Annotated in this window: 14 protein-coding genes; all 14 read left to right on the top strand. The window is 32.2% G+C overall.

Annotation, left to right across the window (positions count from 1 at the left end):
- Window position 1 precedes the first annotated feature (1 nt).
- The 14 genes from J8M14_RS22070 to J8M14_RS22135 all read left to right on the top strand — a co-directional run bounded on the left by J8M14_RS22070 (window position 2) and on the right by J8M14_RS22135 (window position 10,943).
- Window positions 2–379, top strand: coding sequence for an ester cyclase (locus tag J8M14_RS22070; RefSeq protein ID WP_211077005.1), 378 nt, complete (start codon window positions 2–4; stop codon window positions 377–379).
- Between the two features lie 69 nt (window positions 380–448).
- Entirely contained in the window at window positions 449–1,147 is a 699-nt protein-coding gene (locus tag J8M14_RS22075) for a DUF2490 domain-containing protein (protein ID WP_211077006.1), read from the top strand.
- A 46-nt stretch (window positions 1,148–1,193) separates the two neighbouring features.
- Window positions 1,194–1,763, top strand: coding sequence for a cysteine hydrolase family protein (locus J8M14_RS22080; RefSeq protein ID WP_211077007.1), 570 nt, complete (start codon window positions 1,194–1,196; stop codon window positions 1,761–1,763).
- A gap of 9 nt (window positions 1,764–1,772) precedes the next feature.
- Window positions 1,773–2,987, top strand: a complete 1,215-nt coding sequence (locus J8M14_RS22085; protein ID WP_211077008.1) for a bifunctional alpha/beta hydrolase/OsmC family protein — start codon at window positions 1,773–1,775, stop codon at window positions 2,985–2,987.
- 149 nt (window positions 2,988–3,136) lie between these two features.
- A complete protein-coding gene (locus tag J8M14_RS22090) occupies window positions 3,137–3,670 on the top strand; it encodes a hypothetical protein (protein ID WP_211077009.1) in 534 nt (177 codons plus the stop codon).
- A 185-nt stretch (window positions 3,671–3,855) separates the two neighbouring features.
- Window positions 3,856–4,806 (top strand): transglutaminase domain-containing protein, encoded by a 951-nt coding sequence (locus J8M14_RS22095; protein WP_211077010.1) that lies wholly within the window; start codon window positions 3,856–3,858, stop codon window positions 4,804–4,806.
- 202 nt (window positions 4,807–5,008) lie between these two features.
- Entirely contained in the window at window positions 5,009–5,974 is a 966-nt protein-coding gene (locus J8M14_RS22100) for a serine protease (protein ID WP_211077011.1), read from the top strand.
- 151 nt (window positions 5,975–6,125) lie between these two features.
- Window positions 6,126–6,725 carry a DUF6624 domain-containing protein gene (locus tag J8M14_RS22105; RefSeq protein WP_211077012.1) on the top strand — a complete coding sequence of 200 codons (600 nt, stop codon included), beginning with the start codon at window positions 6,126–6,128 and terminating at the stop codon, window positions 6,723–6,725.
- 289 nt (window positions 6,726–7,014) lie between these two features.
- Window positions 7,015–7,461 (top strand): C1 family peptidase, encoded by a 447-nt coding sequence (locus J8M14_RS22110; protein WP_211077013.1) that lies wholly within the window; start codon window positions 7,015–7,017, stop codon window positions 7,459–7,461.
- Between the two features lie 39 nt (window positions 7,462–7,500).
- A complete protein-coding gene (locus J8M14_RS22115; protein ID WP_211077014.1) occupies window positions 7,501–8,208 on the top strand; it encodes a type II CAAX endopeptidase family protein in 708 nt (235 codons plus the stop codon).
- 93 nt (window positions 8,209–8,301) lie between these two features.
- Complete coding sequence (locus J8M14_RS22120) at window positions 8,302–8,853, top strand: RDD family protein (protein ID WP_348772865.1); 552 nt, start codon at window positions 8,302–8,304, stop codon at window positions 8,851–8,853.
- 151 nt (window positions 8,854–9,004) lie between these two features.
- A complete protein-coding gene (locus tag J8M14_RS22125) occupies window positions 9,005–9,529 on the top strand; it encodes a hypothetical protein (RefSeq protein WP_211077016.1) in 525 nt (174 codons plus the stop codon).
- A 204-nt stretch (window positions 9,530–9,733) separates the two neighbouring features.
- On the top strand, window positions 9,734–10,195 hold the full coding sequence (locus tag J8M14_RS22130) for a YcxB family protein (RefSeq protein WP_211077017.1): 462 nt from the start codon (window positions 9,734–9,736) through the stop codon (window positions 10,193–10,195).
- A 214-nt stretch (window positions 10,196–10,409) separates the two neighbouring features.
- Window positions 10,410–10,943, top strand: coding sequence for a DUF5946 family protein (locus tag J8M14_RS22135; protein ID WP_211077018.1), 534 nt, complete (start codon window positions 10,410–10,412; stop codon window positions 10,941–10,943).
- Window positions 10,944–11,153 lie beyond the last annotated feature (210 nt).

The following is an 11,153-nucleotide window of genomic DNA, read 5'->3' on the forward strand; positions in this document are numbered from 1 at the left end:
TATGGATTTACAAAAAAACAAAGAAAATGCAATTGCATTTTATAAGACTGCCTATGAAGGAAATCCAAAAAAAGCGGTAGAGTTATATGTAGGAGATCAATATATACAACATAATCCGGATGTTGCTGATGGTAAACAGGGGTTTATCTATTATTTTGATAAGATGCAAAAAGAATATCCCGACAAGTCCATAACTTTTGTAAGATGTATTGCGGAGGATAATCTTGTAGCACTACATACCCATCAGGTATGGCCAGGTAATGATGAATATGTTACCATGGATTTTTTTCTGTTTAATGAACAAGGAAAAATTATAGAACATTGGGACGCTATTCAACAAATACCAGAAAAGTCAGCTCATAACAATGGAATGTTCTAATTATTTTTTAACCGCAAAAAATCATCTAAACAATTTATTTAGAATACATTACTTTAAATTTTTAAATATATGAAATTCAATTCTTCTATTTTAACCCTTCAACTTCTAACCATCATAACCTTATGTAGTATTCAGTATACTTTTTCTCAAGAAACCGGAGAAGATAAATGGGGCGCTTGGTATATGTATTTTGGTACAAATAGAGTAAGTGATAAATTAAGTATACATACAGAAGCCCAATTTCGTTTTTATGAAGTTACTTCTACTTTTAATCAGTTACTTCTGAGAACCGGGTTAAATTATCATATTAATGATAATGCTATAGCCACTATTGGATATGGATATATCAATACCGATGGGTCATTTGAGGATATTGAAGGAGAAGAAAATTCTGATGAACATCGAATTTTTGAGCAGTTTATTCTAAAAAATGAAGTTGGCAAATTTAAGTTTGAGCATCGTTATCGATTAGAGCAACGATTTATCAGTACACAATTAGATGACTTTACAGAACATCGAGCCCGATATAGGTTACAACTCACCTACCCCATTGATGAACGGTGGTTTCTTAATGTCTATGACGAAGTTTTTATTAATCTACAGGAGCCTATTTTTGGTCAGAACCGTTTATATGGAGCCTTAGGATATCATATAAAATCTAACTTCAGCATTCAACTTGGATACCTTAAGAATCATTTTACAGGAATAAATTTTGACCGATTACAGTTAGGAGTTTTCTTTAATACCGACTTTAGAAAAGATAAATAACATCAAAATCCTTCTTTTGACTAAAAAAGGATATAATATACAAATCATGAGCTTGAATAAAACAGATAATCCTGCGCTTCTTTTGGTAGATATCCAAAAAGGAATAGATCATCCCGGATATTATGGTACAGAACGTAATAATCCACAAGCAGAAGATAATATAGAAACCCTTCTAAAATTCTGGAGAACGAATCAGCTTCCTGTTTTTCATATCAAGCACTGCTCTACTAATCCTGATTCTCCATTATTTCCCGGAAAATCAGGAAATGATTTTAAAGATTTTATCTTACCCAAAGATGGTGAACCAATAATCAAAAAAAATGTCAATAGTGCTTTTATCGGCACAGATCTTAGAGAGCAGCTACGGCACCTAGATATTAATACCGTAGTCATTGTAGGACTTACTACTGAGCATTGTGTTTCTACCACCACCAGAATGGCAGCTAACTATGATTTTAAGACATTTTTAATCGAAGATGCTGTAGCAGCATTTGATAAGATTGGAGCTAATGGAGATAAGTATAGTGCCCAATTAGTGCACGATATCGAGATCGCAAACCTAAAAGATGAATTCGCAACTGTTTTTAAAACTAATGACTTTATCAACTCTTTATAAACTAGTATTATGAGTCTATCCAAAGTTACTTTTACCAATAATGAAGGACAAACACTCTCAGGGCGTTTAGAACTTCCTGTTGATCAACATCCACATAACTTTGCGCTTTTTGCACATTGTTTTACGTGTAATAAAAACCTCGGTGCGGTTCGTAATATCAGTCGCGCACTAACCTCACAAGGGTTCGGAGTATTGCGATTTGATTTCACTGGGTTAGGAGAAAGCGAAGGAGATTTTGCTGACACCAATTTCTCTGGTAATGTAGAAGACCTGGTGGCCGCAGCAGATTTCCTCGCTACAGAATATCAAGCCCCATCGCTACTTATAGGACATTCTCTTGGAGGCGCAGCTGTAATATTTGCTGCAACAAAAATTGATACAATAAAAGCAGTAGCTACTATAGGAGCTCCATCGAATCCAAAACACGTGCAGCATTTACTAAAAAGTGGATTGGATGAAATCAAAGCTAATGGAAAAGCAGTAGTAAACCTTAGTGGTAGAGACTTTACTATAAAGAAACAGTTTCTAGACGATCTGGAAACCAAATCCTTACCGGAAGTGGCCAAAAATCTAAACAAAGCACTCTTAGTCATGCACTCACCACAAGACACTACTGTAGGGATCAAAAATGCAGAAGAGATTTATCTGGCTGCCAGACATCCTAAAAGTTTTGTTACCCTGGATGGAGCTGATCATTTATTAATGCAAAAAGAAGATTCTATATATGCCGGCAAAGTAATTGCGGGGTGGTCATCAAGATATATTAATATGCCCGAAACCCCTAAACTAAAAAGTGATCATCACGTAGTTGCTAGCTTAGATAACACACCTGGTTTTACTACCCAAATGAAAGTAGGAGATCACTACATGGTAGCCGATGAGCCAGAAGAATTAGGTGGCAACAACTATGGCCCTACCCCTTATGAATTGGTCTCTGCAGGGCTATCTGCCTGCACAGCAATGACTATAAAAATGTACGTTGCACGTAAAGGTTGGGATCTACAACAGGTAGAAGTGCATACCAGTTATGACAGAAAACACAAAGAAGACTGTGAGGCTTGTGAAGATGACCCCAATGCAAAAATTGATACTTTTAACAGAGAAATCAAACTAGAAGGCGATCTGGATGAAAAACAAATTGCACGAATATTACAAATCGCAGATAAATGTCCTGTACATAGAACCCTACATAGCGAAACACAAGTGATTACCAAATTGGTGTAAGATTACCCCTCTTACTGGTTAAGAATAAAAAAGGTTTTGATGAAGTGGCTATAAACAATTTATAATCGATCAAAAATCCATTAGATTTGTAGGTATAATTACATGGAATATAAAGGACATATGTCCTTTATTCCATTGTTGTAAAACATATGAAAATAACCCTGATAGACAAAAACTACATATTTAACCATAGAATTGTTAAATTCATTGGTTTGCTTGCAATACTTTACTTTTTCTTTCTTTTAAGAATGACATCATCCATTAGAACTGATGATTCATTTGAAAAATATCAGGATTTAATCGGAATAATATCAAGCTCTATATTTCTAATTTTAATATTTCTTTGGTTTTTAAACGGTTTTATGTATTCGAGAATTGGTTGTTTGATTTTAGAATTTGACAAAATATTAATTCAAAAGAATGGTTGGAATAAAACACTTGAATTGAAAAATTATAAGAAAATAAAGGTTACACAATTTAGAGGGAAAGAATATGCTATAAAATTGGATAATTCTATTTACCATATTGAGTTAAATAACTCTGAATTAAAATCCTTAAAAAGTTTGAAAACAATAATTCCATTAGATTTCCCAAAGATGTCCATTATTGATAGAATTAAATATAGCATTCGCAAATTTTCAAAAAAGAATAGAGCCTTTATTGATGACGTAAATCGTTCATAAAAAACGTTTTACAACATTATATATGAAATCAGGGCAAAGTTAGTGTTTAATAGAAAGGTCATTTCCTTTTTGCGTTAGCGCTAGATTTTTATAAGTTTAAAAAGAAATAAAAATGCGCAGATAGATCAATTGGTTCAGGTATGTTTACCTTGCTCCGATTCATATATTTAGCGTTACCACCAATTATGAAATACCTTTTTCTAACAATCCTATTTTTTTTTGGTATTAACATCCTTTTGGGGCAGACCAAAACTGCAAAGGAATTGGTGGAAGAACTAGCGGACAAAAACCTATTAATGGAGGAATTGACCAATTATGCGAAAAATAATATAAATAATAATAAAGAGCGTGCACGATTCTTCTATTATTGGATTAGTAAAAACATCCAATATGATTATGAAATGTTGGACAGACTTAAAAAAGAAAGTTGGACCAATGAGGACAGCAACCATAATGCAAATCCTTTTCTGGTATTTGAAAAAAGGAGTGCAGTATGTGGAGGATATTCTGTATTATACAAATGGTTTATGGACAAAATGGAGATTGAAAATGAAATAATTCTTGGACATATTAGACATATAACAAATCAAACAGTAGAACCAGATTTAGATACAGGTTTTGGTCATGCTTGGAATGCTTTAAGAATAAACGATTCATGGTTAATAGTTGATTCGACTTGGGCGAAACAATTTGAAACTAATGTCCCTGATTTCTATTTTGATATTAGTCCAGAAAATGCAATTATCACTCACTATCCCTCCGAAAATAAATGGCAATTGTTAGAAAAACCTATGTCATTAGAAGAGTTTAATAACTCTCAATATATTGACCCTTTGTATTTTTTGACTGGATTCACCGAAAAACCAAGCTTAAAACAGGATGAAAAATTTTATTATTTCGTTTATAAAAATAATCCAAATAGAAACTGGCTTGTGAGATTAGGCTTTGGAACTGACAGTATTAATTATGAACCAGTTCCCGGAATAGATGTTATTGAACAAGATGGTTATACATACTATAGGTTTGACAAAAAACACATATCTGAAAAGGCTGCCTTTAAAGTGGATTTGAATAATTTCAACGAAAAAGAGCAGACCTTTACCCTTTATGAGAACATAATATTATTCAAAATATAAAATAACTGGTGGTAACATTATATGAAATCAGAGCAATTTAGCGATAGACCAAAAGGTCATTTCCTTTTTACGAAAGCGCTAGATTTTTATAAATTAAGCAAGAAATAAAAATGCGCAGATATATCGATTGGTTCTGGCTTACTTGCCTTGCTCCAATTCATATATTTGGCGTTATGCATAAGTCAAAATCATCAAAACACATATGATAAGCAAATCGCAGTACTTAAGAGAGAGAAAAACTGAAGTAATTGAAATTATACAATTTTTTCTTTCTAAGTCACTTAATCCTGAATTGCACAAAAGTATAGTTTCATTTTTCACGAAAAAAGGAGAGCAAAAATTGGCTCATAGAATAGGAATGGGTTTGTTTTCTTCAATGGATTTTGGAGAATACCAAGGAGGTGCAGAATTTCTTTTAGTCAATCACGTATTGAATATATTGGTTGACAATTCTCTTATTACCAAAATGGACATGCTTTTTCCTAATGAGAATCTCTATCAGGCAAATACAGCAGTCGCAAAAGCCGCCAATGAATTCGGAGCAATAGAAAACCTTGTTTTTGGTTTTGAACATATCGCAAATAGATACAGTAATTCCGTATTCAAAATTGAAAATACAGCTTCAAATGACGATAAGGACATAGGAACTGGGTTCTTAACCTCAGTATATGGAAGACAGTTAATTATTACGAATAATCATGTTGTCTCGAATTTTAAGAAAATTAGATTATTTACCAAAAACGATATGGAGTTAGAATTCAAGGTTTCTGTTTTGAATGAGGAATTGGATATAGCAATTCTTGAGCTTAAAACTCCAATTAGTTCAGACAATTTAAATTTCAACGAGGTGCCAAACTTGCTTTCGGATATAATAACGATTGGATATCCGTCTATTCCAATGGCCAAAGAGGCGTATCAAGTTTGCCATAGGGGAGAAATAAACTCACATATTGAAGATTATAGAGGAAATAATCTCTTCTTGATTTCGGCAAAAACATCCACTGGAAATAGTGGTTCTCCTATAATTGATGAAAGAGGTTTGGTTTTAGGTATACTTACAAGGGAACTTTATGAAAAAGATGCTCTTCTTTCAAAAGGGAAACTACCCTACTATGCTGTAATACCATCGAACGTAATATTAAAAATTATTAAGGAGGCCTATGCATAACACAGTGTATAGCCCATTGCGGCTAATTTCCTTAAACGTAATTGATCGCAATTTGCTATCTTTCGGTTATGGCGGAAAATCATAGCTGATTTTCCGCAACAAGCCATATACAAACCGTTATGGGCAAGTTAAACACCATACAATTATCAGAATGAATTACAGAGAATTTGCAGATAAAATAATCGAACTGAAAAATACTGATTTGGAATTTCGTGAAAAACTAATTGAAAGTGGAAAACTTGATGAAGGCTACAATAAAGAAATGGCTGAAATTCACAACAGAAATGCAAAAACTCTAAATGAAATAATAAACAAAATAGGTTATCCGACAGTTGACAAAGTTGGTAAAGAAGCAAGTGAAGCAACTTGGTTAATAATACAACATTCTATCGGACAACCTAACTTTATGAAAAAGTGTGTAAAACTATTAGAAATTGCTGTTCATCAAAATAAAGCCAATTCAAAAAATTTAGCGTACTTGACTGACCGTATAGCAGTTTTTGAGAATAAACCACAACTTTATGGAACTCAATTTGATTGGGATGAAAGCGGAGAATTGAGCCCTAATATTTTTGATGACTTGAAAAAAGTGAATCAAAGACGAAAATCCATTGGACTTAATTCAATTGAAGAACAAACTAAAATTATAAGAAAACAAGCTAAAAATAATGAACAATCGCCACCGACAGACTTAAAAAAAAGAAAACAGGAAATTGAGGAATGGAAAAAAACTGTTGGTTGGACAGAATAAAACCAGCCCATAACAACGTATCCTATGAAAAGCTCCAGTCCAGTTCTCTAAAGATAATTAATATGGATTTTGATGCTTAATCGGAAGTTTAAAGTTTTAATCCAAGCCTGCCAAATCTTTTGATTTGGCTTTAAAATGAAAAGATAAAACAAAATAAAAAGTTTTGGCTAAGTCCTTAATCGAAAGGTCAGTTTGTTTTAATCCCGTACTAACCATAGTCGAGATGTTGTGGCACATATTGACTCGTCCTGAATAAAGGCTACATAATTCTAAACAGTTATGTATAAAAATGATAGAGTACTTAGACGTTACAGCGAATTGGAGAAATAAGGAATATCTTAATTTACCTGTAGAACAGTTCATAGAAACAATTGACAAAGCAATAAATTTAGGATTTTCGTTAGCGTGGGATGGAGATATTGGGCCTGATGGTGGCTTTAAAGATAATGGCTACGTCACTTTGAAGGGTGAATATGAAACACTTGCTAAAATAACTCAAAAAGAACGCCAAAGTGCATTCAACCGCCAGACAACACAAGATGAGTACAATATGCATTTAGTTGGTGTAACATACGATAGCAGCGGTGAGAAGTTTTATATACTTAAAAACACTTGGGGAAGTAACCGGGGAATAGATGAACTATGGTACTTATCAGAAAATTATTTTAGGCTGAGAACTATTTCGGTCACGGTTCACAGAGATGGTATTTATGGACCGAAAACAATTACAAATTAGAAAATAGTCTTTAATTTTTTTAAAAGAGTTTAATATATTATGACGAAAGCAATCAGCAAAAATAAAACTATAATCGTTTTCATACTCACAATTTTATTAGGTTATGTATTGTTTATTATTCCAGATATATTCTTTGGCGTTACCAAAATAAATGGTGGGAAGATTGGAATAAATTTACTATGGATGGCTTTATTTCAATTTTTCTCAATTACAGCCTTGCTTTATGCTTCACTAAAAATCTTAAAAAAGAACTTTAGTTATATAGGTCTAAAGTTTGTTAACATAAAAAAGGATATCCTATTAGGTCTTGTATTTGGAGCGTTATGGACTATGCTTCAATTTTTACTCATAATACCAAATACAGGCGGAATAAACCGACCAGACATTAATGGAATGTTGGGAATGTATGATGGTAGTTTAACAGGGACCCTTTCGTTTATTGCATTGGGAGTAATTGGTGGTGGAGTTACAGAAGAACTTTTTAATAGAGGATACTTCATTAGTGTGCTTAAAGATGTCTTTAAAAACCCAAAAGTAGGATTATGGTTTTCTGCAATTTTATCTATTATGATATTTTCAATCGGTCATATGCCAGTTACATTAATGGATTGGTTTGATATATTAATTCCGACTATTATGTACACTTTATTATTCTTAATAACCCAACGGTTGACAGCTTCAATAGTAGCTCACGGAATTTACAATTTGACTGCAATTATTTTAACTTATTACATTTACTATAATTAAAAAACGTGTCAACGTGTATAACTCATTGTTAGTAAAGACTTACTTACAAAAATCCTCGTGGATTTTCTATTCGGTTTGTATTTGCTAATTTAGTTGTTCAAACACGTAACGGAATCATACACGAACACGTTATCTCTTATTAAAAAATTAAAAGACCTGAAAGTAATATTAGAAAATAGAGCAAAAGCATTTATTATTGATTATCTGATTATGGCAGTAATCGGATTTATAATTTTCTCACTAACTTCTGATTTGTTCATTTCAATGATGATTGTTTATCCAATTACAATGAATAAAGATTTTCTAAATGGAAAGAGTATTGGTAAACGAATGTTCGGAATTCAAGTACAGAATCTGACTGATCAAAAAGCGGATGAATGGAAAAGCTCGTTACGGAATTTTTTACCAATTATACCAATCGATTTGATTTTCACACTTGTTAGTCCAACACAAAGAATCGGAGATAGAATTGCGGACACAAAAATCGGAATCGAGACTGAACAAAATTTAAAAACTATTGGTTCGGAATTAAAAAATTATAAGGTAAATAAAGAGTTAGTTTTCGAATTAATATTCGGAATTATCAATATTTATGGACTTTTATGGCTTTATGGATTCTTATTTACAAATATAATGATAGGATAAAGATATATAACCCATTGCATCAGAACTCTTTACTTCGGAAAGCTCAGCATAAGTAACGGAATTCATTGCAGAGTTACTACCTTGGCGACTTATGGGAATATTTCCGTTGGAAAATTCCGCAACAAGCCATACACAGAACGTTACAGCACATATGATAAAAAAAGAAATATTTCCATTACTGATTTGTATACTTCTCCTACTCTACTCAATTGGAATTACACTTTTGACGGATTATATACTGAATTACAAACATTATATTGGATTAGTGTTAATTGGAGTTTCGACAATACTCTACTTTAAGAATAAAAAACTTTTTGTTTATGTATTCGGATTAACATTGATACTAGGAATTATAAGTATAATCGATATTTATTATTGGAGTATTGCATTCAACATTGGACCTATTAATTTCAATCCAATATTTTTGGCTTTATTAATTACATTCCTTGTTTTAAATAAAAAACAACTAAACGAAATGTTTCCTGAAAAAAAGTTGACGGAACAAGATTTGACGGATAAAAATCTAGAAACGAAAAAGCTAATTGAGGTTTATCAACGAAAGTTCCAATCAAAACCTGAATCGGAATTGAAACGTATTGCGGATGAAAATAGTGGTTATGTAAACGAAGCAAAAAACGCAGCACAACGTATTTTAAAAACAAAAAACGTGCTGTAACATTATATATGAAATCAGAGCAATTTAGCGCTAGATCAAAAGGTCATTTCCTTTTTGCAATGGCGCTAGATTTTTATAAATTAAACCTACCTACCTTGCGGATGGCAGGCAGGCAAGAAATAAAAATGCGCAGATAAATCAATTGGTTAAGGCTTGTTTGCCTTGCTCCGATTCATATATTTGGCGTTACTATTAACTTAAAAAATGAGCAAGCTGAATATCTCAAAATCTGAAAAAATAAAAATATTCTTAAATGAATATTACTTTGGTTATGGAATTTTCTATTCTATTTTAAGAATTGTATGTGGGCCTCTTATATTATTAATGGGATTAAATCAATACTTTGACGAGAGTGCTAAATTCGGAACCAATTACTCTGGAATTTTTATAATTTTTGGAATTTATTATATTCTGAGACCTTTAATCACAATTTTAACTAAGAATTCGTGGTTCGAAAACTTTGATCTTGATTATTCCATAGAACCTGAAAAAATAATTATCAAATCTGACAAAAGTAAATCGGAATTAGACTACTCAGAACTGGATAAAATTCTAAAAAGAAAATCATATTTTGCTTTAAAAACTAAATCCAAACAAGGAATTTATTTACCGATTAAAAGCTTGAACCAAGCCGAAGTTAAAATTCTGGACGGACTAAAACACTAATGGTAACATTATATATAAAATCAGAGCAATTTAGTGCTAGATCGAAAGGCCATTTCCTTTTTGCAGTGGCGCTAGATTTTTATAAATTAAACCTACCTACCTGGCGGATGGCAGGCAGGCAAGAAATAAAAATGGGCAGATAAATAGATTGGTTTAAGCTTGCTTGCCTTGCTCCGATTCAGATATTTCGCATTAGCAACAAGCAAAACACACGATGCAAGATTACATTGATTTAGCAGAAAAAAATGGAGTCACTTTATTGAGTAAAGGGATCTGTCAGTTTTGCGGTGCAAATACAAAACGTGGAATTCACGAATGCTTAGAAATTTTCAATCTTGGATTTCAAAAAATTGATTTTTCAAATATTGAAAATCACATATATAGATTTCTGATTGTTGATGCACATACATTACAACATCCAGAAATTCACGGTAGGTGGAATAATCATTTTCACCTGTCAAGGCTTCATTTGATTTTTGAATACGGCATAAAATGGACTTATGAACTTTCACCAAAACTTAGTGAATATCTAAATAAATACAAAGTTCATAAACAGAATGAGTATCTGGACCCTCCTGAAATACTTAAAAGAGGAAATATTACAACGACAGATATTAAAGATAAATCAACTAACGAAACTGAATGTAAAGATTTGATAAAAAAGTGGGCATTAGATGTATATTGTAAATGGAGTAATTCTCATAATGTAGTAGATGAAATTGCTAAAGAATTTTTAAATCGGAAATAGAAAAGCAAGTTGCTAATACCGTATATAGCAAATAGGGCGTTCTGTTATTCACGAAAGTTCAGTGCCATTTAAAAACACCGCCAAATCTTTTAATTTGGCTTTAAAATGAAAAGATAAAACAAAATAAAAAGTTTTGGCTAAGTTCTTAATCGGAAATTAATCGCTTTTTAATTCCCGTACTAACCATAGCCGAGACGTGGTATTACATTT

The organism is Aquimarina sp. MMG016, assembly GCF_018100805.1.
Lineage (GTDB): Bacteria > Bacteroidota > Bacteroidia > Flavobacteriales > Flavobacteriaceae > Aquimarina.

What these genes read in the sequence shown, in the direction of transcription:
- J8M14_RS22070 (WP_211077005.1), top strand. Translation starts at nt 2, where the DNA reads ATGGATTTACAAAAAAACAAAGAAAATGCAATTGCATTTTATAAGACT.
- J8M14_RS22075 (WP_211077006.1), top strand. Translation starts at nt 449, where the DNA reads ATGAAATTCAATTCTTCTATTTTAACCCTTCAACTTCTAACCATCATA.
- J8M14_RS22080 (WP_211077007.1), top strand. Translation starts at nt 1,194, where the DNA reads ATGAGCTTGAATAAAACAGATAATCCTGCGCTTCTTTTGGTAGATATC.
- J8M14_RS22085 (WP_211077008.1), top strand. Translation starts at nt 1,773, where the DNA reads ATGAGTCTATCCAAAGTTACTTTTACCAATAATGAAGGACAAACACTC.
- J8M14_RS22090 (WP_211077009.1), top strand. Translation starts at nt 3,137, where the DNA reads ATGAAAATAACCCTGATAGACAAAAACTACATATTTAACCATAGAATT.
- J8M14_RS22095 (WP_211077010.1), top strand. Translation starts at nt 3,856, where the DNA reads ATGAAATACCTTTTTCTAACAATCCTATTTTTTTTTGGTATTAACATC.
- J8M14_RS22100 (WP_211077011.1), top strand. Translation starts at nt 5,009, where the DNA reads ATGATAAGCAAATCGCAGTACTTAAGAGAGAGAAAAACTGAAGTAATT.
- J8M14_RS22105 (WP_211077012.1), top strand. Translation starts at nt 6,126, where the DNA reads ATGAATTACAGAGAATTTGCAGATAAAATAATCGAACTGAAAAATACT.
- J8M14_RS22110 (WP_211077013.1), top strand. Translation starts at nt 7,015, where the DNA reads ATGATAGAGTACTTAGACGTTACAGCGAATTGGAGAAATAAGGAATAT.
- J8M14_RS22115 (WP_211077014.1), top strand. Translation starts at nt 7,501, where the DNA reads ATGACGAAAGCAATCAGCAAAAATAAAACTATAATCGTTTTCATACTC.
- J8M14_RS22125 (WP_211077016.1), top strand. Translation starts at nt 9,005, where the DNA reads ATGATAAAAAAAGAAATATTTCCATTACTGATTTGTATACTTCTCCTA.
- J8M14_RS22130 (WP_211077017.1), top strand. Translation starts at nt 9,734, where the DNA reads ATGAGCAAGCTGAATATCTCAAAATCTGAAAAAATAAAAATATTCTTA.
- J8M14_RS22135 (WP_211077018.1), top strand. Translation starts at nt 10,410, where the DNA reads ATGCAAGATTACATTGATTTAGCAGAAAAAAATGGAGTCACTTTATTG.